Origin of the sequence: Skermanella sp. TT6 (assembly GCF_016653635.2) — a bacterium.
In the GTDB taxonomy this organism is placed as follows: Bacteria; Pseudomonadota; Alphaproteobacteria; order Azospirillales; family Azospirillaceae; genus Skermanella; species Skermanella cutis.
On record NZ_CP067420.1, the window covers coordinates 1,405,870 to 1,431,110 of the forward strand.

At 68.4% G+C, this 25,241-nt stretch carries 23 protein-coding genes; 12 read left to right on the plus strand and 11 right to left on the minus strand.

All coding sequences use genetic code 11. From position 1 onward, the window contains the following. The first annotated feature begins 179 nt into the window (after window positions 1-179). Window positions 180-1,283 carry an efflux RND transporter periplasmic adaptor subunit gene (locus IGS68_RS06515; RefSeq protein ID WP_201078277.1) on the plus strand — a complete coding sequence of 368 codons (1,104 nt, stop codon included), beginning with the start codon at window positions 180-182 and terminating at the stop codon, window positions 1,281-1,283. 4 nt (window positions 1,284-1,287) lie between these two features. Then, entirely contained in the window at window positions 1,288-4,359 is a 3,072-nt protein-coding gene (locus IGS68_RS06520) for an efflux RND transporter permease subunit (RefSeq protein WP_201078279.1), read from the plus strand. Window positions 4,360-4,365: 6 nt separating this feature from the next. Here IGS68_RS06520 and IGS68_RS06525 read toward each other — a convergent pair whose 3' ends face one another. The 4 genes from IGS68_RS06525 to IGS68_RS06540 all read right to left on the minus strand — a co-directional run bounded on the left by IGS68_RS06525 (window position 4,366) and on the right by IGS68_RS06540 (window position 7,890). Beyond that, the gene (locus IGS68_RS06525) at window positions 4,366-4,740 is read right to left on the minus strand and encodes a response regulator (RefSeq protein ID WP_201078281.1); all 375 of its coding nucleotides are present in this window, start codon (window positions 4,738-4,740) and stop codon (window positions 4,366-4,368) included. 108 nt (window positions 4,741-4,848) lie between these two features. Beyond that, on the minus strand, window positions 4,849-5,439 hold the full coding sequence (locus tag IGS68_RS06530) for an NAD(P)H-dependent oxidoreductase (protein WP_201078283.1): 591 nt from the start codon (window positions 5,437-5,439) through the stop codon (window positions 4,849-4,851). Then, complete coding sequence (locus IGS68_RS06535) at window positions 5,436-7,115, minus strand: CocE/NonD family hydrolase (RefSeq protein WP_247881205.1); 1,680 nt, start codon at window positions 7,113-7,115, stop codon at window positions 5,436-5,438. The genes IGS68_RS06530 and IGS68_RS06535 overlap by 4 nt, the downstream gene beginning before the upstream one ends. A 49-nt stretch (window positions 7,116-7,164) precedes the next feature. Next, a complete protein-coding gene (locus tag IGS68_RS06540) occupies window positions 7,165-7,890 on the minus strand; it encodes a cysteine hydrolase family protein (protein ID WP_247881206.1) in 726 nt (241 codons plus the stop codon). Between the two features lie 292 nt (window positions 7,891-8,182). On the opposite strand from IGS68_RS06540, the gene IGS68_RS06545 reads away from it, so the two are divergent. Both IGS68_RS06545 and IGS68_RS06550 read left to right on the plus strand, forming a co-directional pair. Beyond that, window positions 8,183-9,388 carry an amidase gene (locus IGS68_RS06545; protein WP_201078284.1) on the plus strand — a complete coding sequence of 402 codons (1,206 nt, stop codon included), beginning with the start codon at window positions 8,183-8,185 and terminating at the stop codon, window positions 9,386-9,388. Window positions 9,389-9,494: 106 nt separating this feature from the next. Further along, window positions 9,495-10,475, plus strand: a complete 981-nt coding sequence (locus tag IGS68_RS06550; RefSeq protein ID WP_201078285.1) for an Rpn family recombination-promoting nuclease/putative transposase — start codon at window positions 9,495-9,497, stop codon at window positions 10,473-10,475. Here IGS68_RS06550 and IGS68_RS06555 read toward each other — a convergent pair. Continuing rightward, window positions 10,463-10,978, minus strand: a complete 516-nt coding sequence (locus IGS68_RS06555) for an adenine phosphoribosyltransferase (RefSeq protein WP_201078286.1) — start codon at window positions 10,976-10,978, stop codon at window positions 10,463-10,465. The two genes, IGS68_RS06550 and IGS68_RS06555, sit on opposite strands and share 13 nt — an antisense overlap. 107 nt (window positions 10,979-11,085) lie before the next feature. On the opposite strand from IGS68_RS06555, the gene IGS68_RS06560 reads away from it, so the two are divergent. From IGS68_RS06560 to IGS68_RS06580, 5 genes are read left to right on the plus strand one after another with little or no spacing between them, the layout of a single operon-like run. Next, on the plus strand, window positions 11,086-12,228 hold the full coding sequence (locus tag IGS68_RS06560) for an MlaE family ABC transporter permease (RefSeq protein ID WP_201078287.1): 1,143 nt from the start codon (window positions 11,086-11,088) through the stop codon (window positions 12,226-12,228). Window positions 12,229-12,235: 7 nt separating this feature from the next. Continuing rightward, window positions 12,236-13,027, plus strand: a complete 792-nt coding sequence (locus tag IGS68_RS06565) for an ABC transporter ATP-binding protein (RefSeq protein WP_201078288.1) — start codon at window positions 12,236-12,238, stop codon at window positions 13,025-13,027. A gap of 2 nt (window positions 13,028-13,029) precedes the next feature. Next, window positions 13,030-14,037: an MlaD family protein gene (locus IGS68_RS06570; protein WP_201078289.1), complete on the plus strand. Its 1,008-nt coding sequence runs from the start codon at window positions 13,030-13,032 to the stop codon at window positions 14,035-14,037. A 4-nt stretch (window positions 14,038-14,041) separates the two neighbouring features. Then, window positions 14,042-14,710 carry an ABC-type transport auxiliary lipoprotein family protein gene (locus tag IGS68_RS06575; protein ID WP_201078290.1) on the plus strand — a complete coding sequence of 223 codons (669 nt, stop codon included), beginning with the start codon at window positions 14,042-14,044 and terminating at the stop codon, window positions 14,708-14,710. A gap of 6 nt (window positions 14,711-14,716) precedes the next feature. Further along, window positions 14,717-15,688: a TAXI family TRAP transporter solute-binding subunit gene (locus tag IGS68_RS06580; RefSeq protein WP_201078291.1), complete on the plus strand. Its 972-nt coding sequence runs from the start codon at window positions 14,717-14,719 to the stop codon at window positions 15,686-15,688. Between the two features lie 23 nt (window positions 15,689-15,711). Here IGS68_RS06580 and IGS68_RS06585 read toward each other — a convergent pair whose 3' ends face one another. Continuing rightward, the gene (locus tag IGS68_RS06585) at window positions 15,712-16,482 is read right to left on the minus strand and encodes a DUF2927 domain-containing protein (RefSeq protein ID WP_201078292.1); all 771 of its coding nucleotides are present in this window, start codon (window positions 16,480-16,482) and stop codon (window positions 15,712-15,714) included. A 200-nt stretch (window positions 16,483-16,682) separates the two neighbouring features. Here IGS68_RS06585 and IGS68_RS06590 point away from each other — a divergent pair, with 200 nt between their 5' ends. Both IGS68_RS06590 and spbR read left to right on the plus strand, forming a co-directional pair. Continuing rightward, complete coding sequence (locus tag IGS68_RS06590) at window positions 16,683-17,432, plus strand: DUF6969 family protein (protein WP_201078293.1); 750 nt, start codon at window positions 16,683-16,685, stop codon at window positions 17,430-17,432. A gap of 236 nt (window positions 17,433-17,668) precedes the next feature. Beyond that, window positions 17,669-18,781: a SpbR family protein gene (gene spbR, locus IGS68_RS06595; RefSeq protein ID WP_201078294.1), complete on the plus strand. Its 1,113-nt coding sequence runs from the start codon at window positions 17,669-17,671 to the stop codon at window positions 18,779-18,781. Between the two features lie 173 nt (window positions 18,782-18,954). Here spbR and IGS68_RS06600 read toward each other — a convergent pair whose 3' ends face one another. Next, window positions 18,955-19,503 (minus strand): cupin domain-containing protein, encoded by a 549-nt coding sequence (locus tag IGS68_RS06600; protein ID WP_201078295.1) that lies wholly within the window; start codon window positions 19,501-19,503, stop codon window positions 18,955-18,957. Window positions 19,504-19,698: 195 nt separating this feature from the next. Here IGS68_RS06600 and aptA point away from each other — a divergent pair, with 195 nt between their 5' ends. After that, window positions 19,699-21,030 carry an omega-aminotransferase AptA gene (gene aptA / locus IGS68_RS06605; protein WP_201078296.1) on the plus strand — a complete coding sequence of 444 codons (1,332 nt, stop codon included), beginning with the start codon at window positions 19,699-19,701 and terminating at the stop codon, window positions 21,028-21,030. Between the two features lie 15 nt (window positions 21,031-21,045). On the opposite strand, the gene IGS68_RS06610 is transcribed toward aptA, so the two are convergent. The 4 genes from IGS68_RS06610 to IGS68_RS06625 all read right to left on the minus strand — a co-directional run bounded on the left by IGS68_RS06610 (window position 21,046) and on the right by IGS68_RS06625 (window position 25,225). After that, a complete protein-coding gene (locus tag IGS68_RS06610) occupies window positions 21,046-21,777 on the minus strand; it encodes a hypothetical protein (protein ID WP_201078297.1) in 732 nt (243 codons plus the stop codon). Window positions 21,778-21,905: 128 nt separating this feature from the next. Further along, complete coding sequence (locus IGS68_RS06615) at window positions 21,906-23,183, minus strand: NAD(P)/FAD-dependent oxidoreductase (protein ID WP_201078298.1); 1,278 nt, start codon at window positions 23,181-23,183, stop codon at window positions 21,906-21,908. Next, on the minus strand, window positions 23,183-23,995 hold the full coding sequence (locus IGS68_RS06620; protein WP_201078299.1) for a phosphatase PAP2 family protein: 813 nt from the start codon (window positions 23,993-23,995) through the stop codon (window positions 23,183-23,185). The genes IGS68_RS06615 and IGS68_RS06620 overlap by 1 nt, the downstream gene beginning before the upstream one ends. 132 nt (window positions 23,996-24,127) lie before the next feature. Further along, window positions 24,128-25,225, minus strand: coding sequence for a TRAP transporter substrate-binding protein (locus tag IGS68_RS06625; protein WP_201078300.1), 1,098 nt, complete (start codon window positions 25,223-25,225; stop codon window positions 24,128-24,130). Between the last annotated feature and the right edge of the window lie 16 nt (window positions 25,226-25,241).

Genomic DNA, 25,241 nt, shown 5'->3' on the forward strand with positions numbered 1-25,241 from the left:
CGCACGCGGCCGGGCTGTCTTGCCCGCATGGCTTGCATGCGCGCAACGCCGGTCGGCAGGCTCGACTTTGCGTGCCGACAAAGCCATGATCATTTTAGTAAAGGGGTGCTGACGGTTTCGTATGCACCTGTCGAAGCTCCTCCCTAGAAAGGCCGGTCTGGTCGCGGCCGGAACGATCCATGAAGCTGATCGGTCGCCTGTTCATCCTTGTTGCCCTGCTGGGTCTCGGCGGCGGGGCTTGGTGGTACTTCACCGTCCACCAAGCCGCCGATATGCCGACGGCCGCGCAGGCGCCCGGCGGCAGCGGTCCCGGCGGCGGGGGCGGGCCGCCCGGCGGCATCCCGGTGGAGGCCGAGCAGGTCGAGGTCGGCGACGTGTCGCGCACCGTGACCTCTGTCGGGACGCTTTTCTCCGACGAATCGGTCGTGATCCGGCCGGAGGTCGCGGGGCGGATCACGGAGATCCGGTTCAACGAGGGGGAGCGGGTCCGCAAGGGCACCGTCCTGCTCAAGCTCGACGACGCCATCGCGCGGGCGACGCTGGAGCAGGCCATGGCCAGCCTCAATCTCAGCAGGACCGAGGCGGACCGCGCCGACGAGCTGTACCGCCAGGGCTCAGGCAGCGCCCGCGCCCGCGACCAGGCGCGCGCCAAGCTTCTGGCGGACGAGGCGTCGGTGTCGCTGGCGAAGGCCCAACTCGCCAAGCTGGACCTGACGGCGCCGTTCGACGGCGTGCTCGGCCTGCGCCGGGTCAGCGTCGGCGACGTGGTCCAGTCCGGCAAGGACATCGTCAACCTGGAAGCCATCGACACGCTGAAGCTGGATTTCCGCGTGCCCGAGCTTTACCTGCCCTCGGTCCGGGTCGGCCAGACCCTCGCGGTCACGGTCGACGCGGTGCCGGGACGCAGCTTCGCCGGCACCGTCTACGCGATCGACCCGCTGGTCGACGTCAACGGCCGCAGCATCAATGTCCGCGCCCGCGTTCCCAACGGCGACGACGCGCTGCGGCCCGGCCTGTTCGCCCGCGTCACCCTGACCCTGACGACCCGCAAGGATTCGATCCTCGTGCCGGAACAATCCCTGGTCGCAGTCGGGGCCGACCAGTTCGTCTTCAAGGTGACGGACGGAAAGGTCCAGCGGGTCAAGGTCCGCACCGGGGAACGCCGCGCCGCCAAGGTCGAGATCCTGGACGGGCTCCTGCCCGGCGACGTGGTGGTGACCGCCGGGCATCTGAAGATCCGAGACGGCGCGCCGGTCACCGTGGTCCCCCCGGTCGGGAGCTGAGGCCATGCAGATCTCCGAACTCAGCGTCCGCCGCCCGGTGCTCGCCACGGTCATGAGCCTGACCGTGCTGCTGATCGGCATCGTCGCCTACCAGCGGCTGGCGGTGCGCGAATATCCCAAGATCGACGAGCCGGTGGTCACCGTGACCACCAAGTACCAGGGCGCCAGCGCGGAGATCGTCGAGAGCCAGGTCACCCAGCCGCTGGAGGAGAGCCTGTCCGGCATCGAGGGCATCGACGTGATGTCCTCCATCAGCCGGTCGGAGACCAGCCAGATCACCGTCCGCTTCCGGATCACCCGGGACCCCGACGTGGCGGCCAACGACGTGCGCGACCGGGTCGGCCGGGTGCGCGGCTCGCTGCCGGACGAGATCGACGAGCCGGTGATCGCCAAGGTCGAGGCCGACGCCCAGCCGATCATCTACCTGGCCTTTTCCAGCGACCGGAACACCCCGCTGGAGGTGACCGACTATGCCGACCGGTTCGTCAAGGACCGGCTTCAGAACCTGCCCGGCGTCGCCGACGTCCGGATCTTCGGCGAGCGCAAGTACGCCATGCGGATCTGGCTCGACCCGACGCGCATGGCCGCCTACAAGGTCACCCCCCAGGACGTCGAGACGGCGCTGCGCCGGCAGAACATCGAGATCCCGGCCGGTCGGGTGGAGAGCGCCCAGCGCGAGTTCACCGTCGTGTCCGAGACCGACATGCGGACGCCGGCAGAGTTCGAGAACGTTATCCTGCGGGACGAGTCGGGCTATCTGGTCCGGCTGCGCGACGTCGGCCGGGCGGAGCTGGGCGCCCGGGACGAGCGGGTCAACGCCCGGTTCAACGGGCGCAACGCCGTGGCCATGGGCGTCGTCAAGCAGTCCACCGCGAACCCGCTCGAGGTCTCCGGGGCGGTGCAGCGGACGCTGCCGGTGATCCGCGCCGGCCTGCCGGAAGGTATGAGCGTCGATATCGGCTACGACAGCTCCGTCTTCATCGCGGAATCGATCGACGCCGTGTTCCACACGATCCTGGAGGCGATCGTGCTGGTCGTCCTGGTGATCTTCTTCTTCCTGCGCTCGCTGCGCGCGACCCTGATCCCGCTGGTCACGATCCCGGTGTCCCTGATCGGCGCCTTCGCGATCATGTACGTGTTCGACTTCAGCATCAACACGCTGACCCTGCTGGCCATGGTGCTGGCGATCGGGCTGGTGGTGGACGACGCGATCGTCATGCTGGAGAACATCTACCGCCACGTGGAAGAAGGGATGCCCCCGTTCCGCGCGGCGATCCAGGGCTCCCGCGAGATCGGGTTCGCCGTCGTCGCGATGACCATCACGCTGGCGGCGGTGTACGCTCCGATCGGCTTTCAGACCGGGCGTACGGGACGGCTCTTCACCGAGTTCGCGCTGACCCTGGCGGGCGCCGTGCTGGTCTCGGGCTTCGTGGCGCTGACCCTGTCGCCGATGATGTGCTCCAAGCTGCTGAAGCACCAGACGCGCCACGGCTTCTTCTACAACGCGATCGAGGCGCTGCTGAACGGCCTGACCAACGGCTACCGCTGGCTGCTCCGCGTCTCGCTGAAGGCCCGGCCGCTGATCCTGCTGGTCGGGATCGGCGTCGCCGCGGCCAGCTACGTCCTGTTCGGGCAGATCAAGTCGGAGCTGGCCCCGACCGAGGACCGCGGCACCATCGTCGGGATCATCATCGCCCCGGAAGGATCGACCATCCAGTACACCGACCGCTATGCCCGGGCGATCGAAGGCTTCATCAAGCAGGTCCCGGTGGTCGAGAAGTTCTTCATGGTCGTGGGCTTCCCGGTGGTCAACCAGGGCATCACCTTCGTCCGGCTGACCGACTGGGACGACCGCGAGATCAAGCAGCAGGAGGTCGTCCAGCAGCTCGCGCCGAAATTCTTCGGCGTTCCCGGCACCCTGGCGTTCCCGGCCAACCCGCCCTCGCTGGGCCAGAGCCCGACCGAGAAGCCGATCCAGTTCGTCATCCAGACCTCGCTTCCCTATTCCGAGCTCCAGGGCATGGTCGACAGGATGCTGGCGGAGGCGCGGACCAACCCGGGTCTGGTCAACGTCGACACCGACCTGAAGCTGAACAAGCCGGAACTCAAGATCTCGCTCGACCGCGACAAGGCGGCCGACCTGGGGCTGGAGATCGATACCATCGGCCGCACGCTGGAAACCCTGCTGGGCGGCCGGCAGGTCACCCGGTTCAAGCAGAACGGCAAGCAGTACGACGTGGTGGTCCAGGTCGCCGACGTGGACCGGACCAACCCGGACGACATCGCCCGGATCTATGTGCGCGGCAAGCAGGGCGAGATGGTCAGCCTCGCCAACCTGCTCAAGGTCGAGGAACGGGTCTCGCCGAAGGAGCTGAACCATTTCAACAAGCTGCGCTCGGCCACGATCACCGCGACCCTGGGGCCGAACTATACCCTGGGGGAGGGGCTGGCCTTCCTGACCGCGGCCGCCGAACGGTCGCTGCCGGCGGCGGCCCAGGTCGACTATGCCGGGCAGAGCCGGGAGTTCCGCGAGTCGAGCAGCAGCCTCTACGTCACCTTCGTGCTGGCGCTGGCCTTCATATACCTCGTGCTGGCGGCCCAGTTCGAGAGCTTCGTCGATCCCTTCGTGATCATGCTGACGGTGCCGCTGTCCATGACCGGCGCCTTGCTGGCGCTGAAGCTGACCGGGGCCACCATGAACGTCTACAGCCAGATCGGGCTGGTGACCCTGGTCGGCCTGATCACCAAGCACGGCATCCTGATCGTCGAGTTCGCCAACCAGCTCCAGCGCCAGGGGGTGGAGGTGCGCGACGCCGTCGTCCGCTCCGCTGTGCTGCGCCTGCGGCCGATCCTGATGACGACGGGCGCCATGGTGCTTGGCGCGGTTCCGCTGGCCCTGGCGACCGGCGCCGGGGCGGAAAGCCGGCAGGCGATCGGCGCGGTGATCGTCGGCGGCATGCTGCTGGGAACCCTGCTGACGCTGTTCGTCGTGCCGACGGTCTATACCTACATCGCGCGCAAGAAGCCGTTCGAGCATTCGGTGCCGGCCGGCGCCCAGCCGCATCCGGCGGAGTAGAGGCCCTCAGGCCGATCCCCGGGTCAGCAGATCGGCCATGACGGTCAGCAGTTCCGCCGGGCGCACCGGCTTGCCGACGAAGGCATCCATCCCGGCGGACTGGCAGGCCTCCCGGTTGTCGCCGTCGGTATGGGCGGTGACCGCGACGATGGGGATCCGGCCGGTATCGCCGGGCATGGCCCGTATCAGGCGCGTCGCCTGGATGCCGTCCATCCGGGGCATCATCACGTCCATCAGGACCAGCTGGATGCCGCCGTCCTTCATCGCCTCGACCGCCGCCTCGCCGTCTGGGACGATCCGGGTCTGGTAGCCGGCTTTCCGGCAGATCAGGTCCACCAACTTCTGATTGATGATATTGTCCTCGGCGATCAGGATCTGCATTGGGACACCGCTTGAACCGAGTGGACCGAAATTCGAATCTACTGGCCCTTTATGAAAATTTTCAATCCGAATATGGCGAACTTCTCAGCCTCGTCCTTGGTCGCCGGGTCAGAAGCCTGAGAAGGTCTTCTCCACCTTGCGCAGGAACCGGCCCCGGCTGTCCGGGGTCGATTTGTCCATCGACGGGTAGGCCATGTGGACGGTCCGGCAGCCGCGCGCCAGCAGCGGCTTCAGTCCGCGCATGAAGACCGCCTTGCCCGGCTCGCGCATCCAGAGCTTCATGAACCACCACGGCGCCCCGTGGGTGGTCACCACCGCGAGCTTCCGGATATTGGCCAGGCCGGGCTGGATCCGCCCGCCGTCCGCCGGCAGGTGGAAGGCCACGCCCGGAAGCCAGACGCGGTCCAGGTAGCCCTTCAGGATCGCCGGCACGCCGTACCACCAGGTCGGAAAGACGAAGACCAGTGCCTCGGCCCAGCGCAGGGCGTCGACATATTCCTGGACCGGCGCCTCGTTCTCGCCTTGGGCGTAGTGGGCTCCATGTTCGGCGGCGCTCAGCCGGGGCTCGAACCCGCGGGCATAGAGGTCGAAGTCGCGGACCTCGTGGCCGGCCCTGGCCAGGGTGTCGACCACGGTGCGGTGGATCGCGGCGTTGAAGCTGCCGTCGGAAGGGTGGGCATAGATGACGTTGATTCTCATGCCGGCCTGATTAGCGGAACGAGCAGGCGGGTTCCAGCGGCATGGAAGGCCAGCGTGATCGTCCGGCAGTCGACCAGCCGGGTTTCGGCCGGCTCCGCCCCGGTGCCCGGGTTGACCGGAAACGCGGGGAAGCAGGCGCCGGCGAGGCTGAGGCGCAGTCTGCTGCCGGCCGGCACCGTGGCGCACAGCGCCCGCATGGGGATCCGCAGCGGCCGGGTCGGAGCACCTTCCTCGACCCGGGCATGGCCCTGCGTCAGGTTCAGCGCGCGCCCGTCGGGCTCCACCTCGGACAGCACGGCGGAAACGTCGAAGCTGGGCGCGTCGGCCTCCACCGTCAGTTCAAGGACGACCGTCCCGGCCAGCAGCACCGGCGCCGACAGCGGTTCGGAGGTATAGCAGGCGACGTCGGCCCGCTGGTCCACGTCGGCCCGGTCGCGCATGCCGCCGAGGCCGGAGGCGTGGCCGCCGACGGTGGGGACCGGCCGCCAGGGGTCGTGAACGATCCGGTCGGCCGAGGCGATGCCGGGGCGCTCGGCCAGGACTCCGTCCTCCGTCGTGGCGGCTGCCAAGCCCGTGCTGGAGATATGGAGCGCGGCCGGCTCCGGGTCCGGAACGGCGTCGAAGCTCCGCCAGCACCCGGCGCACAGATCGAACAGTTCGACCGCCGGAGCTTCCGCGTCCGCAATGCCCTTGAGGAACCGGTCGAACCAGGCGAGCTGCTCGCGGTCGATCGAGCGCGCCGCCTCCGGACCGAAATCGACCGTGCCGGCCCGGCGTCCCCAGGGCAGATGGCACCAGGGGCCGACGATGAGGCGTTGCGGCGCTTCCGTCCGGGCGCTGATGTCCCGGAAGGCCGCCAGCGTGCCGGTCAGCATCTGGTCGAACCAGCCGCCGATATGGAGCATCGGCACGTCCACCTGCCTGCCCTCCAGCGCGGTGCGCGGCGAAATCGCGTCCCAATAGGCGCAGGGCAGGGGGGTGCCCAGCCAGTCGTCGTAGTGGGTGTAGCGGGCATAGCCACGCAGCACCCGCGGATGGGTGGGCAGTTCCTCGTCCAGCGGCAGCGCGCGCGAGGCGGCATAGAGCGCCTGGTGGGCGATGAAGTCGTGGCGGCGCCGTGCCGCCTCGGCCGCCATCTGGATTCCCCAGCCCAGGTTGTCCGCCAGGCGGAAGGCGCCGCCCTCGTAGGCCCAGTCGCCGTGCATGTCCCAGCCGACCATGGCCGGGCACAGCGCCTTCAGCGCAGGGGAGCCGCCGGCCAGGGCCAGCAGCTGCGCATTGCCCTGGTAGGAGAAGCCGTACATGCCGACCGCCCCGGTCGATCCCGGCAGACCGGCTGCCCAGGCGACCGCGTCGGCGCCGTCCTCCGCCTCGTGCTCGAAAAGCCGGAAGTCGCCCTCCGACGTGCCGCAGCCCCGGACGTCCTGGATCACCACGATGTAGCCGTGCGCCGCGTACCAGGCGGGATGCGCGTAGACGACCGTCGAGGCGATCGCCCTGCCGTAGGGTTGGCGCATCAGCAGCACGGGGAACGGGCCGGCGGCGTCGGGCTCGTGGATGTCGGCGTCGAGCCGGACTCCGTCGCGCGTGGTCATGGACACGGTGCGGGGCCGCCGTACCGGCAGCGGCGGCGTCCTGCGGTCCCGGGCGGCCCGAGCCGGAATCATGGCGACCATGGCCCCGACGGGGTGGTCCTGCCGTCGGCGACGGTCTCGACCATGGGGTTCATGTAGCTCGGTCCTTCAAGCCGTTCAGCAGGTGGTCGGAAGTCGTCACGAAGCCGAAGCATTGCTTGACATTGTACAGCGTCGCTTCGAGGCAATAGCTCGGCGACGTGGTGGCGCAGCAATCGTTGACCAGGATGCAGTCGTAACCCAGGAAGCTGGCGTCCTGCAGCGTGCACATCACGCCCTGGTCCAGGTTTACCCCGGCGAACAGCAGCGTCGTGACCCGCAGATTGCGCAGGATACTGTCGAGGTCGGTATCCCAGAAGCCGCTCATCCGGTATTTCGCCACATGGATGTCGGTCGGCGCCACCTGCAGCCCGTCCACGATCGCCGCGGCCCAGCTGTCGCGCTCCAGCACCCTGGCCCCGGCGGCAGGGCCGGCGGCGCCGGGCAGGGGGTCGCCCAGCCCCAGTCCCTCGCCGGTCGGGTCGTAGACGTGGAGGATCGACGGGCTCAGGTTCAGCCGGTCCGGCCGGTTGCCCCAGTTGACCCACAGCACCGGCACTCCCGTCGACCGCAGTCTGGGCAGTAGCGCGGCAAGCGGGGTGATCGGCGTGCGGGCGGGCGTGACGTCCACCCCGACATGGGCGAGCCAGCCCTGGGGCGAGCAGAAGTCGTTCTGCATGTCGATCACCACGATGGCGGTCCGTGCCAGATCGATCACCAGGTTCTGCGGCTCGGCCCTGGCGGCGAGCGGGCGCGGCGTCGCCGGTGGCCGGACCATGTCGACGGTTTCCCTGGATACGCGCCACCGGTTGGCCGGTACGGAGCCGAGCGGAGTCATCGCCAAGTTCTTCCTCCCATGGTCGCGGGTCGCCTTGGTAGCCCCGAATCGCATATGCCGTGCCAAAGGGAGCGGAGCCGGACGTACCGCCGCTGGGTCATGGCTGCCGCGCCGGAGGGCGCTCTCCTGCACAGGAATTGTGCGGACCCTTGCCCGTCTTATGGGCTTGATGCGCGGGCGAAGCGGGCTATCGTATGAAGGGCGTCATAGGTGGAAGATGGGTCGGGAAGAAATGGGACCTGCCGATTGGGGACGGCCAGCCTGGGAGAAGCTCGGAGCCTTCTGCCGCCATGTCGATCTGGACATCGCCGGCACCGCGGAGGGTCCCCTGGCCGGGCTGACTTTCGCGGCCAAGGATCTCTACGATGTCGCCGGCCACGCGACCTGCGCCGGCAATCCCACCTGGCTGGCCTCCCATCCCGTGCCGGCAAGGACCGCGCCCGCGGTGCAGGCGGTGCTCGACGCCGGCGCACGGCTGGTGGGGAAGACCGTCACGGACGAGCTGGCCTTCAGCATCAACGGCGAGAACGCCCATTACGGCACGCCGCTGAATCCCAGGGCTCCGCAACGCATCCCCGGCGGCTCTTCAAGCGGATCGGCCTCCGCCGTCGCGGGCGGCGCCGTTCCGCTGGCGCTCGGCACCGATACGGGAGGGTCCGTCAGGGTTCCGGCCTCTTTCTGCGGCATCTACGGCTTTCGCCCGACCCATGGCCGCATCGCGCTGGACGGCGTGACGCCCCTGGCGCCCAGCTTCGACACAGTCGGCTGGTTCGCGCCCGATGCCGGCCTGCTGCAACGCCTGGGGCAGGTATTGCTGGACTTGGCGGACGAGGGCGGCCGGTGGCGCAACATCCTGCTGGTGGAGGACGCCTTCGCCCTCACCGACGGCCCGGTGCGGCAGGCGCTGGGACCCGCGATCGACGCCGTGACCGCAGCGCTGGGATCGCCGCGCGACGTCACCCTGAGCCGCAAGGGCCTGACCGACGGCTGGCTGGACGCCTTCAGGACGCTCCAGATGCGCGAGGTCTGGAGCACCCACGGCGCCTGGATCACCGGGCACCGGCCGCAATTCGGACCGGGCGTCGCGGAGCGGTTCAAGGCGGCGTCGACGGTCACCGACGCCGCCGCGGCGAAGGCCGAAAATTTCCGCCGCCGGGTCACCGAGCAGATGGACAGCCTGCTCGGCGCCGGCGACCTGCTGCTGATGCCGACCTCGCCCACCGTGGCGCCGCTGAAGGGCACGCCGCAGGCCGAACTCGACCAGTTCCGCGCCCGCGTCCTCAGCATGACGTGCATCGCGGGCTTGGCTCGCCTGCCCCAGGTCAGCATCCCGGCGGCCGAGGTCGACGGCTGCCCCGTCGGGCTTTCGCTGGTGGCCCGACGGGGAGAGGACGCGATGCTGCTGGCCGCGGCGAAGCGGGCCGCGGCGGCGCTGTAGAAGACGGTCCCGAGCCGGACGTCGGGGCGAGATGCCGCATTGCCGGAATGGGGACGACGGGCTCTTGTGCCCATTCATTCCACCGCATGCGGACGGTCGGTTTCCGATGGGCCAGCAGCATGATCTCCTGTTCCGGGCCCTGCTGGACGATCCGGTCCGGGCCGGCATCCTGATCCGCGACTACCTGCCGGCCGACATCGCCGCCCGCCTGGGCGACGAGCCGCCGGTACCGCTGGACGGCAGCTTCGTCGACCGGACGCTGACCCCCAGCTGGGTCGACCGCCTGTTCTCGGTCCGGCTGCGCGACGGCGGCACGCTGCTGATCTACGTGCTGCTGGAGCACAAGAGCCACGCCGATCCCCGGACCCCGCTCCAGGTGCTGGGCTACCTGGTCGACATCTGGGAGAGCTTCGTCGGCGACGACGCCTCCAGGATGCGCCGGCTGCCGCCGATCGTCCCGCTGGTGTTCTATCACGGGCGGGGACCGTGGACGGTGCCGACCTCCGTCATCGACGTCATCGGTGCCGACGAGGGCCTGCGCGACCTGCTGCGCGACTTCCGCTACGTCGTCTGCAACATCGTCCCCATTCCCGACGACCAGCTCTCCTCCGACCCGGAGGTCCGGGCGGCGCTGCTGCCGCTCAAGTACGTCTACCGCCAGCCCGATCCGGAGATGCTGCTGGAGGCGGTGCTGTCGGGCCTGCGCGAGGGCTCGCCCCTGGCGCAGAAAGTGCTGTACTATATGCTGGAGATGTACCCGCGGATCTCCGTCGACATGATGCGGACGGTGAACGCCAGGGTCAGGCCGGACCGGGAGCAGGACATGGTATCGCTCGCTGCGCAGCAATGGCTGGACGAGGGTCATGCCAAGGGCGTGATCGAGGGCAAGGCGGAGGGCAGGGCGGAAGGAAAGCTGGATAGCATCCGGCTGGCCCTGGAGACGCGGTTCGGCCTGGTGCCGCCCGAAGTCGAGGCCCGTCTGCTCCAGGCCTCGCCCGATCGGCTTGACACGCTTCTGAGGCGTTCGCTGACCGCGGCGTCGCCCGACGACGTCTTCGCGGACGTCGAGCGCCGTCAGGACTCGTAAGTCACCAGCGCCTGGGCGGGCACGTCGAGCTTCGCGGCGCCGTTCAGGAAGCCCAGTTCGATGATGAACTGCGCGGCGGCCACTTCGGCACCCATCCGGCGCAGCAGGCTGATCGCCGCCGCCATGGTCCCTCCCGTCGCCAGCAGGTCGTCGAGCACGACCACGCGGGCACCGGGCTTGATGGCGTCGGCCTGGATCTCGATGGTGTCGGTCCCGTATTCCAGGTCATAGCTGTGGGTGATGATGTCGCCCGGCAGCTTGCCGCGTTTGCGGATCATCACGAACCCCAGCCCGAGGGAGAGCGCCAGCGGGGCAGCCACCAGGAATCCCCGGGACTCGATGCCGACCAGCAGGTCGGGCTTGTGCGGCCTCACCGCGTCGGAAAGCTGGCGGACCGTCTCCTGCCATGCATCGGCGTGGGCGAGCAGGGTCGAAATATCGTAGAACAGGATGCCCGGCTTGGGAAAATCCGGGATGCTTCGGATATGGTCCTTGATGTTCATCGCTGTCCTGCGCGTTCCCGTGACTTGCCCTGGGGCCTGACGCCGTCGAAGGCTGAAGGCCCGCATCCTAGTCGCCCCGCGCCTCACTTGCAAACGGGAGACCCCTCTTGTCGGATCATCGGGCCGGGTTGGCGTGGGCCGGGGATGGTGAGGATGCGGGCGGCGTGCTCGCCGCGACGGGACCCTGGGTGATCGCGACCGCCGGCCGCCTTGGACCTGAGATCGAGGCGCTACGTCCCCGGCCGGGCGTGCGCCTCGGTTTGGATCTCTCCGGCCTCGCCGCGGTGGATACGGTCGGGGCGCTCCTGCTGCTGCGGCTGGTGGACCGCCTGGAGGACGATGGGATCGAGGTCGAGATGACCGGCGCCCGGCCGGAGCACGCCGCCCTGATCGAAGCCGTCCACCGGGCCGACCGGAGCTGCGAGCCCTCGCGGTTGACGCGGGCTCATCCGATCGTGGCGATGGTCGAACGGACCGGCCGGGCCACGGTGCAGGCGGCGCGGGAGCTGGCGAGCCTGCTGAGCTTCCTCGGCATGATGGTGGCGGCCCTGGGCCGCGCCGCGGTGGATCCGCGCCGGCTGCGGCTGACCGCGCTCGTCCACCATATGGAGCAGACCGGCTTGAACGCCCTGCCGATCGTGGGTCTGCTGTCGTTCCTGATCGGTGTCGTGCTGGCCTACCAGGGGGCGGACCAGCTCCGACAGTTCGGTGCCGAGCTGTTCGTGGTCAACCTGCTGGGGATATCGATCCTGCGAGAGATCGGCATCCTGATGACGTCCATCATCATCGCCGGCCGATCCGGGTCGGCCTTCACCGCCCAGATCGGCACCATGAAGGTCAACCTGGAGGTCGACGCCCTGCGCACGCTGGGGCTCGACCCGATGGAGCTGCTGGTTCTGCCGCGCGCCCTTGCGCTGATGGTCACCCTGCCGCTGCTCGCCTTCTACGCCGACGTCGTCGGCCTCGTGGGGGGCGCCGTTATGTGCTATTTCGTACTGGAAATCAGTTTCGGCCAGTTCGTGCAGCAGCTCCACGGCGCGATCACCCTGTCCACCCTGATGGTGGGACTGTCCAAGGCGCCGGTGTTCGCCTTCGTGATCGCGCTGGTCGGCTGCTACGAGGGGCTGAAGGTGAGCGGCAGCGCCGAAAGCGTCGGCCGCTTGACGACCCGGTCGGTGGTGGTGGGGATCTTCCTGGTGATCGTGCTCGATGCTCTCTTCTCGATCCTTTTCTCCTATCTCGGCGTCTGAGCCGGTGATGCCGGCGTCCAAGCCGGTGATCCGGGTGCGCGGCCTCGTCACCCGGTTCGGCAGCCAGACCGTCCATGACGGCCTGGACCTGGACGTGCGCCGGGGAGAGGTTCTGGGCGTCGTCGGCGGGTCCGGAACCGGCAAGTCGGTGCTGCTGAAGACGATCATCGGACTGAACCGCCCGGCCGCCGGCCGGATCGAGGTGCTGGGCGACGACACCGCCGGACTGGACGATGCCGGTCGAATCCGGCTTCAGGCACGCTGGGGCGTGCTGTTCCAGGACGGTGCCCTGTTCAGCTCCATGACCGTCGCCGAGAACATCATGGTGCCCTTGAAGGAGCATACCCGGCTCGATCCGCTCACCATCGCCGAGGTCGCCCGCATCAAGATCGCCATGACCGGCCTGCCGCCGTCGGCCGGGGCCAAGTACCCGTCGGAGCTGTCGGGCGGCATGCGGAAGCGCGCCGGCCTGGCCCGGGCCCTGGCGCTCGATCCCGAGATCCTGTTCCTGGACGAGCCGACCGCCGGGCTCGATCCGATCGGCGCCGCCGCGTTCGACGAACTGATCGGCAACCTCCAGCGCAGCCTCGGCCTGACCGTCTTCATGGTGACCCACGACCTGGACAGCCTGCGGGCGATCTGCGACCGGATCGCCGTCCTGATCGACCGGCGGATCGTGGTCGATACCCTGGATGCCCTGCGGCTGCTGGACCATCCCTGGATCCGGGAGTATTTCCAGGGACCGCGCGGCCGGGCGGCGCTGGATGCCGGAGCGGGGCCTTCCGGGATCGGAGCCTGAGGATGGAGACGCGGGCAAGCTACCTTCTGGTCGGGGTCTTCACGCTGTTCCTGATGGGCTGCCTGTTCGCCTTCACCGTGTGGCTGGCCAAGTCCGGCTTCGAGGAGGCGGGATCGTCGCGTTACCAGATCCTGTTCACCGGTTCGGTCGCGGGACTGCAGGAGGGAAGCCCGGTCCGCTACCGGGGCATCGCGCTGGGCACGGTGCGCGACATCCGCCTGGACCCGAGGAACATCGGTCGGGTCCGGGTCGTCATCGAGGTCGCGGCGAACACGCCCATCAAGGAGGATGCGATCGCCTACCTGGCCCTGGAGGGGCTGTCCGGCGCCGTCTACGTGGAGATCTCCGGCGGAACGCAGGAAAGCCCGCTCCTGAAGGCGGAGGACGGCGATCTGCCGATCATCCAGAGCCGTCCGTCGTCCCTCGCGGCGCTGGTCGAGACGACCCCCGAACTGCTGAACCGGCTGGTCGGCCTGTCCGGCCAGCTCACCGGGTTCCTGACGGCGCAGAACCAGGCCGAGGTCTCCCGGATCCTCGTCAATGTGCGGACCATGACCGAGCATCTCGCCAGGGCCGCTTCCGGCGCGGAGGGGACCTTGGCGGAAATGGGAGCCACTCTCGGCATGGTGAACGGCCTCGTCCTGGACCTGCGCGACCATGCCGGGCGCCTGACGGACGGTGCAGACGCGACGCTCGGCCAGGCGCGTGCCACGCTGGGCGGCGTCGGCAGGGACGCCGGCCGGGTTACGGCGGATGTCTCGCGCCTGACCGGCGAACTGCGGACACTGGCGGCGTCGCTCAACCGGACGACCCTGGAGGCCGAGGCGCTGGTCAAGGAGAACCGCGAGCCGATCGCCGACTTCACCGGCACCGGCTTATACGAGTTCACCCTGCTGATCGCCGAGCTGAGGGGCCTGGTCAACAATCTGGCCCGGGTGACGACCCGCCTGGAGCGCGATCCCGGCGATTTCCTGTTCGGCGGAACCCGGCAGGGCGTGAGCGTGGAGTGAGCCCATGAGACCGCCTGTCCCGGTTCCGCTCTCCGCGCGGCTCCTGCCTGCCTGCTGCATGATCCTCGGCCTGCTCGCGGCCTGCGCGCTGCCGGGATTCTCGCCGCCGCCCAAGCTCTTCACCCTGACGCCCAAGAACACCTTCGCGGACGGATTGCCGGTGGTCCGCTCCCAGATCCTGATCGAGCCGCCGGTCGCCGCAGCCGGGATCGATACGGGGCGGATCGCGCTGAGCCGTGCCCCCACCAGCCTCGACTACTATGCCGGGGTCAGCTGGACCGACCGGGCGCCGGCCATGGTCCAGACCCTGATGGTCGAGAGCTTCGAGAACTCCGGCAAGGCGCTCTCCGTCGGGCGCGACACCATCGGCCTGCGCTCCGACGTCATCCTGAAGAGCGAGTTGCGCGAATTCCAGGCCGAGTACGACCCGGCGGTGGAAAATGCGCCTCCGCGCGTCCATGTTCGCATCAACGCCAAGCTGGTCGCGATGCCGCGCCGGAGCATCGAGGCCAGCAGGACCTTCGAGGCGTTCGAGCCCGCCCGCAGCGCGGGCTTCGAGGACATCATCGCCGCCTATGACGAGGCGCTGGGAAAGGTGCTGCGGCGCCTGGTCGAATGGTCGCTGGCCGAGACGGCGAGGCTCGACCGTGAAAGTACACGCCGGAATTCCTGAGGAGCGATGTCCAGAACCATCCTGGCCCTTTTCATGGCCGCCATCACCGTGCCTGCCCTGTCCGTCCCGGCCCATGCCCAGGAGCCGCAATACCTGACCATCGGCACCGGCGCGGTCACCGGCCTCTACTATCCCGCCGGCGGCGCCGTCTGCCGGATGGTCAACCGCGCCCGCACCCAGCACGGCATCCGGTGCGCGGTGGAGGCCACGGAAGGATCGCTGTCCAACCTCGGCGCCCTGCGCACCGGCGAGATGGACATGGCCGTGACCCAGTCGGACTGGCTCTTCCACGCCCACAAGGGCAGCGGCCGCTTCCATGACCAGGGACCCCACGGGGAACTGCGCTCCGTCTTCGCGCTTCACGGCGAGCCCTTCACGGTGGTCGCGCGTGCCGGGGCCGGCATCGACGCGTTCGACGACCTGAAGGGCAAGCGGGTCGGTGTCGGCGAACCCGGTTCGGGCAACCGGGCGATGATGGATACGGTCATGAAGGCCTGGGGCTGGACGGCGCGCGATTTCAGCTTGGCATCGGAAATGCCCGCGTCGGAACAGGCGGAGGCGCTGTGCGACAACCGCGTGGATGCCGTGGTCTATGCGGGCGGCCACCCCAACGGCCTGGTCCAGCAGGCCGCGTCGGCCTGTTCGGTCAAGCTGGTCGGCATCGACGGCCGGCCGGTCCGGAAGCTGCTCGGCGACGGTCCCTATTACGCGCGGGTGGTCATACCGGGCGGCATGTACACCGGCAACCCGGACGATGTGGAAACTTTCGGCGTCAGGGCCGTCCTGGCCACCACCGCCGCGGTGGATGCCGGCCTGGTCTATCAGGTCGTGAAGACGGTGTTCGACGATTTCGATGCCTTCAAGCGCCTGCATCCGGCGCTCCAGTCCCTGGAAAAACCCTCCGTCGCCGCCGAAGGCCTGGCGGTTCCGCTGCACGACGGCGCCATGCGTTACTTCGAGGAAGCGGGCATGAGATAGCAGGGAGCGGCGGCCCGTCGACTTTACCGGGACAGATGCTCTTCAAGGATCTCCCGCGCGAGGCTCAGCGCCTCGGCCCGTTCCATCCCGGCCGCCAGGCGGGGGTCGTAGAGGGTCCGCAGCAGCAGTCGGTCCATGGATCCCAGTTCCTGGTAGCCGACCCCGTCGTCCAGCAGCGACGTCGGATCGTCCGGAGTCTCCCCGAAGAAGCCCATGCTCTGGAAGATCTCCTCGAGCAGGCAGGCACCGACCGCCTGGGGCGGCAGCGCACCGGCATTGATGTGGATCTTGGAGCTGCGCATCTCTCCGCCGACCGCGGAGGGCAGGGCGATGCAGGTGAAGGGCTGGTCTCGCCTGCCGTCGATCGGATCGACGAAGAAGGGCCAGTAGCCGGCACGGTTGGTCAGATAGACGTCGATGTCGCCGGCCCAGAGGGGATTGTCATGGACCGTGACACCCTCGCCGGTGAGTTCCGCCAGTTCGGTGGCGATCTCCTCGATCCTCGGCAGCCAGTCGCCGCCCGCGTCGCCCCGTACCGCGATGTCGATCGGCCGGGTCCACTTGGTCAGGGGGCGCCTGACATTCATCTCGTTGGCGAGCGCCCCGCGGTCGAACAGCCCGACGGCCCGCGCCAGCCACTGGGGGCGCGATCCCGCCGGATCGGGCGGAGCCGCCATGGCCAGCGCCGGCAGGCCGGATGCCATGGCATGGGCCTCGCCCGCGGCCACGGCACCATGGCTCCAGGCCGCCATCAGAAGCACGGCACAAGGTATCCCGTAGCAGCGCGCATCCATGGCTATGATCCTGTCGGCGGCCTTCAGCGGCGACGATAACGTAACCGATTTGCCGGCCGCGCTGTTCCAGGACGACGGTGCGCTCGTGCACGCCATGCGGGGATAGGCCGAAAATCTCGAATGCCCGTTCAAAGTTTGTGGGTTAAACTGATGACGTGACCCGGCGGTAAACCGGGCTTCGGAGACGGGAATTTTCGGCGATGACCGATTTCGGATCGCTGTCACGCGGCGAGCTGCAGGCAATGGCCGAGGCGGCGCGCGAGGTGATGAATTGTCAGCGCGTGCTGGCGAAGACCGGCGACAACATCGTCGGGGAGGTTCTGCGCGGGGCCGGCACCTTCTACGAATGGCGCCATTATCCTCCCGGCGACGTCTATGACGCCGAATTCCACGCCCAGTACTATTATCATGCCCACCCGGAGGACGAACGGGTCTCCGGTGAGCATGGCCATTTCCATACCTTCCTGCGGCCGCTCGGCATGCCGTCCGGCATCACCGCGGCGCGGATCCCGGACTCCAGGGACCAGGGCGGCGAGAACGATGCGCTATGCCACATCGTCGGCATTTCGATGGACCGCGCCGGCCTGCCCATCCGGCTGTTCACCACCAACCGGTGGGTCACCGGCGAAACCTGGTATTCGGCTTCCGACGTGGCACGGATGCTGGAGTGCTTCGTCATAGACCATGCCCGGCCTTCCTGGGCCGTGAACCGCTGGATCACCGCCCTGGTCCGCCTGTTCAGGCCGCAGATCGTGGGGCTGCTGCAGGCCCGCGACGCCGAGATCGCCCGCTGGCAGGAAAAGCGGCCCGGTTCCGACGTCTACGAGGACCGCGACTTGGAGGTCGTTTCGGAGCATTGGGTCTCCATCGAGGATCAGATCGCGCGGATCGAGCTTGCCCTGGCGAAGGCCCGCCGCCGGGAGAACGCCGCCGCCCGGGAGGCGTGTTGAACGCAAGACGCGGCGTGACTCCGCATCGCATGGCTTCCGACAAGGCTGGAGTGGCACCGCTTGGCTCGTCTCGACATATCCGCGTGACGCGGTTTTCGCTCCCAGTGACTGCTTTGATCCGTACCGAATTATCTTAAGCATTGGTTAAGCATTTTTCCGGATCATGGTTTTACTACGAAAAGGTGGAACCGGCTTCGCGCCGCCCTGTCCCGCGGTGCCTGAACGCGACTGGAAACATGACCGAACACCTGACCCAACGGGATGTCGAACGGCTTCTGGCGGATCCGTCTCCGCAGACCAGGGCCGAGATGGCCGCCAAGGTGGCCGCAAGCTTGGAAAGCGTGAAACTGACCGACGGCGAGCGCAAGCTGGCCGAGGGCATCGTTCGGGTGATGGCGCGCGACGCCGCCGAGCGCGTGCGCCAGGCGCTCGCGGAGAATCTCAAGTCTTCCCTGAGCCTGCCGCGGGACGTGGCCCTGACGCTGGCGCGCGACGTGGAGGCGGTGGCGTTGCCGGTCCTGGGGGCTTCCTCGGTCCTGACCGACGACGACCTGATCGAACTCGTCCGCACCGGCACGGCCGCCAAGCAGACCGCGATCGCCGGCCGGCCGGAAGTGAGCGCCGAAGTGGCCGACGTCCTTGTCGAGTCGGCCCCGGAGCAGGCCGTGGCTCGGCTGGTCGCCAACCCGGGCGCAACGATCCCCGAGGAGAGCCTGGGCCGGGTGCTGGACCGCTTCGGCGACAGCCCCGCCGTCCAGGAACCGCTGGTCCACCGCGACCAGCTGCCGGTGACCGTCGCCGAACGGCTGGTCGCCCTGGTCTCCGATACGCTCCGCGACTATCTCGTCACCCATCACGAACTCCCCGCCGGGATCGCCAGCGACCTCGTCCTGCAAAGCCGGGAGCGGGCGACGGTTTCGCTGTTCACCGACGGCAAGGACGATGCCGACGTGGAACGGCTGGTCGAGCAGCTTCACCTCAACGGGCGCCTGACCCCGTCGCTCATGCTTCGGGCGCTGTGCATGGGCGACGTCGCCTTTCTGGAGGCGAGCCTATCCCTGCTCGGCAAGGTTCCGCTGACCAATGCCCGCCTGCTGATCCATGATGCCGGGCGGCTCGGCCTGAAGTCGCTCTACGAGCGGGCGGGACTGCCCGCCCGGCTGTTGCCGGCCTTCCGCGTCGCGGTCGATGTCTCCCACGAGACCCTGTTCGACGGCGAGCCGGGGGACCTGGACCGCCACCGCCGCCGCATGATCGAACGCATCCTGACCCAGTACGAGGATCTTGCGTCGGACGACCTCGACTACCTGCTCAACAAGTTGGGCGATCTGGTCGAACCGGCGGCCTAGAGCGGTCCCTGATCAGGTTGAACCGCTCCGATCCTCGCAGCCGGCCGTTCCACTCGGCGCCCAGCGGCTCGATGCAGGGCGGAGGTGATGCGGGCAGGCGATCTTAGGTTGCGCCCATGGCGCAACGCATCGGATCAGCTGTTTCGGGCGGATCTACCCGATGGGGTGCAGCGCTAGAAACTCGGCGGCGTGCAGGCGCTGACGACCTCGCAGACCTCGTCCCCGACCGTCCGGAAACGGTGCGGCAGCCTGCTGTTGAAGTAGTAGGCGTCGCCGGGACCCAGCACCCGGCGCTGGTCGCCGACGGTGACCTCCAGCTTTCCCCGCAGTACGACGCCTCCCTCCTCGGAGGCGTGGCGCAGCATGCTCTGCCCGGTATCCGCCCCCGGCTCGTATCGCTCGTGTATGATCTGCAGCGCCCTTGAACCCAGGTCGCGCCCGACCTGGGCATAGCGGATCGGCCCGTCGCTGATCACCGCCAGTTCCTCCGCCCGGAAGAACACCTGCTCGCGCGGGGCCTGCTCCATCGAGAAGAAGTCCGCCAGGCTCATCGGAATGCCGTCGAGCACCTTCTTCAGCGACCCGACCGAGGGGCTCGACCGGTTCTGCTCGATCAGCGAGACCGATGCGTTGCTGACCCCGGCGCGTTTCGCCAGTTCCCGCTGCGACAGGCCGTGCATCTCGCGGATTGCCCGCAACCGGGCGCCCACATCGAAGTCCATCGCCGCCGTCCCTGTTAAACCTGTTGAGTATATTCAACAAGAACATTGCGGGCTGGCAAGGCTTCATATTGACCCGACTTCGGGCCGGAAAGCGCTTGTCGATTTTCTTGAGCGTGGCTTACGCTGACTATCGGTGTGGATGGACCGTTTTGTCCACCCCTTCGCAGTTCCCTCATTCTTCAAGGAGAACCCGTCATGGACGGCATCACGACGCCCAGCCAGCCGAACAATCTCGAAGCTTTCTGGATGCCGTTCACCATGAACCGGCAATTCAAGAAAGCGCCGCGCATGCTGGTGTCGGCGGAGGGCATGTATTACACGTCCCAGGACGGCCGTCGGATCCTCGACGGCGCCGCCGGGCTGTGGTGCGTCAACGCGGGGCACCGCCGCCCCAGGATCGTCGAGGCGGTCCAGCGCCAGATCTCGGAACTCGACTACGCGCCGGCCTTCCAGATGGGGCATCCGCTGGCGTTCGAGCTGGCGTCGCGGCTGACCACGATCATGCCGGGCGACCTGGACCATGTCTTCTTCACCAACTCCGGCTCCGAATCGGTCGATACTGCCTTGAAGATCGCGCTGGCTTATCAGCGGGCTCGGGGCGAAGGGACCCGGCAGCGGCTGATCGGCCGCGAACGCGGCTATCATGGCGTCGGCTTCGGCGGGATCTCGGTCGGCGGCATCGTCTCCAACCGCAAGTTCTTCGGCAGCCTGCTGAACGGCGTCGACCACATGCCGCACACCCACGACAAGGCGCACCAGGCGTTCAGCCGCGGCCAGCCGGAATGGGGCGGCCATCTGGCCGACGAGCTGGAGCGCATCGTCACCCTGCATGACGCCTCGAACATCGCCGCCGTCATCGTGGAGCCGGTCGCCGGCTCGACCGGCGTGCTGATCCCGCCGCAGGGCTATCTCCAGCGGCTGCGCGAGATCTGCGACAAGCACGGCATCCTGCTGATCTTCGACGAGGTCATCACCGGATTCGGCCGTTTGGGCGCCAGCTTCGCCACCGAGCATTTCGGCGTCATGCCCGACATCGTCTGCACCGCCAAGGGCATCACCAACGGCACGATCCCCATGGGGGCCGTGTTCGTGCGCAAGCAGATCTACGACGCCTTCATGACCGGGCCGGAAGGCGCCATCGAGCTGTTCCACGGCTACACCTATTCGGGCCACCCCGTCGCCTGCGCCGCGGGCCTGGCCACCCTGGACACCTACCAGGAGGAGGGGCTGTTCCAGCGCGCGGCCGACCTTGCGCCCTATTGGGAGGAGGCGGTCCACAGCCTGAAGGGCGCCCGCCATGTCATCGACCTGCGCAACCTGGGCCTGATCGCCGGCATCGAGCTGGAACCGCTGCCCGGCCAGCCGACCAAGCGGGCCTTCGAAGCCTTCCTGAAATGCTACGAGCGCGGCGTGATGATCCGGACCACCGGCGACATCATCGCCATGTCCCCGCCGCTGATCATCGAGAAGGCCGAGATCGACCGGCTGTTCACCACCGTGCGCGAGGTGCTGGAAACCATCGAGTAGGCCGCCCGGCCGGCATCACGGCTTCTCCAGGTTCGTGCAAAGGTGCGGCTCGGACGCGCACAGCACGGGCCGGGAGTTGCCGAGATCGCCGCGGGAGCACACGGTCGAGGTGCGGGCGTATTCCTCGCGCGAGTCGTGACGGTCGTGCAGGCTGTCGCGGTCGCTCTGCATGTCGCGCGAGACCCGGTCCACATGTTGGCGGACCGACCGCGCCATCCGCTCGCCGATGCGGGTGACGTCGGCTTCCCGCCTGGCGACCTGACCGCCGGCCTGCTTCGCAGCGAACTCGACGGCCCGTTGCATGATCGGGGCGAAACGCTGCAGCACGTCCTGGTCTATCCGGTAGTGGACGATCTCGTGGCGCCAGACCGATTCGCGGGCGCAGGCGTCGTCCGACAGTTCCCGCCCGATATAGATCTTCGGCTCGGTCAGCGTCATCGTCACCTCGATCGTGTCGAGGGACACGCAGATCTCCCTGCCGTCGTCGACCCAGCGGTACCGGGCCGATTGGGCGACCGCGATCGCTCCGGTGTAAAGCCCGGCGGGGTGGGCGCCGGGCTTGCGGAACAGGCGGGTCAGTTCGCCGAAGCCGAGATCCTCATTGGCGAGAACATCGGTCTGGGCGGTCTCGACCGACACCGTCGGGGGCGGCGGCCGGGCGGAGCAGGTCTGGGCTTCGGCACGGACCGGCGCCATGGCCCAGAACAGGAGCAGGGCGGATAGCAGTATCGGGTTTCTGGAGGGCACGGATCAAGGCTTGGCTGTTGGCAGGGGCTCTTCGCACGGCTTTCCGGGACGGAACGACCATTCCTCCTCCAGATTACGTCTTTTTTGCAGTCGATCCGAGCGCTCTCCGCGCCGCCGCGGTAATCCTTTCACAGCAGGTCGCGCAGGCGGAACCAGGCCATGGCGAGCACCAGCAAGGGCATGCGGGCGGGACCGCCGGGAAAACGCTGGTGCGGCAGGCGGGCGAAGACGTCGAAACGTTCCGCGGTCCCGCCGACCGCCTCGGCGATCAGCTTTCCGGCAAGGCCGGTGAGCGCCACGCCGTGGCCCGAATAGCCCTGGGCAAAGAAGATGCTGGAGCCGATCCGCCCGAAATGGGGCGTGCGGTTCAGCGTGATGGCCACATGGCCGCCCCAGCAATGGTCGATCCCGGAATCGGCCAGCTGCGGGAAGTAGCGCAGCATCGTGCGGCGCAGGATACGCTTCAGGTCCGGCCGGTCGAGCCCCGAATAGCTGACGCCTCCGCCGAACAGCAGCCGGTGGTCGGGCGAGCGCCGGTAGTAGTTCAGGACGAAGTTGACGTCGGCGACTGCGTGTCCGCACGGGATCAGGGACGTCGCGCGTTCCTCGCCCAGCGGCTCCGTCGCGATCATGTATGTCGCGACCGGCATGATCTTGGCCGCCAGTTCGGGCACCAGCCCACCCAGATAGGCGTTGCCCGCCAGGATCAGGTAGTCCGCCCGGACGGTGCCGGCGGCGGTGTGGGCGGCCGGCGTCGTGCCGGTCTCGAGCCGTTCGACCCGGGAACCCTCGAAGATCCGGACGCCCGCCCCGGTCGCGGCGCGGCCAAGCCCGATCGCGTAGTTCAGCGGATGGAGCTGCCCGCTGCCGCCGTCGAACAGCCCGCCGACATAGGCATCGGACGCGACCATGGAGCGGATCTCGTCCCGGTCCAGCAGGCGTGCCTCCTGGTAGCCGTAACCTTCGCTCCACTCCGCTTCCAGGTCGCGCAGCCCGGCAAGCTGCCGCCGCTTCAGCGCCGCCAGGACGTAGCCCCAGCGCAGGTCGCAGTCGATGGCGTGGCGCTCCACCCGGTCCGCCAGGATCCGTTTCGATTCCTCGCCCAGTTCCCACAGCAGGCGCGCGTCGTCCTTGCCGACCCACCCCTCCATCGTCCCCATGGAGGGATTGTACGCCGTGACGATCTGTCCGCCGTTCCGCCCCGAGGCGCCCCAGCCGATCCGCTCGGCCTCCAGCAGCACGGTGTCATAGCCCCGCTCCGCCAGATGCAGGGCCGCGGAAAGCCCGGTATAGCCGCCGCCCACGATGCAGACGTCGCACCTCAGATCGCCCGCCAGCGGCGGATGATCGGGTTGGGGCAGGGCGGTCTCGGAATACCAGGAACGGGGATGGCCGCGACCGGCCATCAGGACCCTCCTTCGCGCGACGGCCAGCGGCTGTCGCACCAGGGTGTCCAGCGGCGCCACAGGTCCAGGGTCTGCCTGGGCGAGAACATGGCGGCGTGCAGCCCGGCGATGGTCAAGGTCATGAAAACTCCGGCATAGATCACGTCACTGAAGAAATGGGCTCCCATGCCGATCCTGAGGAGCCCCGCGGCGAGCCCGGCTGCCATGCCCGCGACGAGCAGCGGTCCGGCGAAGCGCCGCATCGCAACATAGGCGAAGATGTGCAGATAGAATCCCATGGCCGCGTCACCGGCGACGAACGAGCAGTTCTTTTCGCACTGGTTGCTGATCACCAAGGGCGGGCTGAAATACTGGTCGCCGCCGAACTCCGCCACCTGTACCGGCCGGGCGCGGCTCCACATGTCCTTCAGCACGACGTTGGCGACCAGCCCGGGTCCGAGCAACAGGCCCAGGAACAGGAAGGCCCAGCTTCGCGGTCCGAGCCCGAGCAGGACCACCGGTGCACCCTCGCAGGTCCGCAGCAGGTTCCACAGCGAGCGGCCGGCTGTATGGAGGAAGGCCAGGAGGGTCGCCGCGCCGATGATCCGCGCGAGGACCTGGATCGCGCCATGGATCGCCTCCGGTACCGGCCGGTTCCGCCAGACGAAGCCCTCGTCAGCGTCATAGAACAGGCGGGAGATGCCGAGATCGATCGCCGGCACCAGAACCAGCAGGATCAGGACGGCGAGCCCCATCCGGGTGATCCAGCGCGTGCGGCGGGACCGGAGCACGGCCATGTCGCCGTCGATCCGCATCGGCTCGTCGAGGTCCATCGTCGCATTCCGCCTTGTGTCCAGGAACGAACGGGGAGACTTTATGGGTGGCGGGCGATGCCGTGTCTACCTCGACGGCACGGTCGGGGGCCGCGCCCTAACAGCGCGGCCCCGGGCGAGGGACGGGACGACTCAGGCGCCGAGCGCCTTCTCGCGCAGGTTCAGGTAGGAGAGGTCGCTCCACCGGCTCCAGGCGCGGGACTTCTCCAGGGCGGCGGAGAAGGAGGCATGAACCTTCCGGGTCATGTCGTTCGCGGCGGAAATCTCGGCCATGACCTCGCGGGTCGCCCGGCCCATCTCGACCGCCACCTCCTCCGGCCATTCCCGGAGCTGCACGCCATGGTCGCGGACCAGCGGTTCCAGGGACTGGGCATTGTGATAGGTGAAGTCGGCCAGCGTGGTGGTCGCCGTCGCCTGGGCTGCGGCCGCGACGATCTGCTGGAGGTCCTTCGGCAGGGCGTCGTATTTCTGCTTGTTGACGCTGATCTCCAGCGCAGGACCTGCCTCGTGGAAGGCGGGCAGGTAGTAGAACTTGGCGATCTGGTACAGGCCGAACGCCAGGTCGTTCCAGGGGCCGACCCACTCCGCCGCGTCGACCGCGCCCGACTGAAGGGCGGCGAAGATCTCGCCCGGCGGCGTCAGCACGACGTTGACGCCCATCTTCTGCATCACGGCGCCGCCCAGGCCGGCGATCCGGAACTTCCGGCCGCGCAGGTCGGCCAGGCCGGTGACCTCGCGCACGAACCATCCGCCCGCCTGGACGCCGCTGTTGCCGGCATAGAACGGCTTGACGCCGAACGGCGCGTAAGCTTCGTCCCACAGCTGCTGGCCGCCGCCGTAATAGATCCAGCCGCTGAACTCGGCCGCCGTGAGACCGAACGGCACGCCGGTGAACCAGTGGAACACCGGGTTCTTGCCCTGCCAGTAATAGGGGGTGGCGTGCAGCATGTCGGCGGTGCCGCTGGCGACGGCGTCGAACGCCTCGAACGGCGGGACCAGCTCGCCGGCGGCATAGAGCTTGACCGTGAGCCGGCCGCCGCTCAGCGCCCCGATCATGTCGGCGGCCCGCTGGGCGTTGACGCCGACGCCGGGCGCGTTCTTGGGCCAGGACGTGACCATCGTCCACTGCTGGCGGCCCTGGGAAATGGCGGGAGCCGGAAAGCTTGCGGCGGCGCCCAGCGCTACGGCACCACCGGCCGCGCCCGTGGTGAGGAATTGACGTCTCTTCATCTCGCCTCTCTTGGTG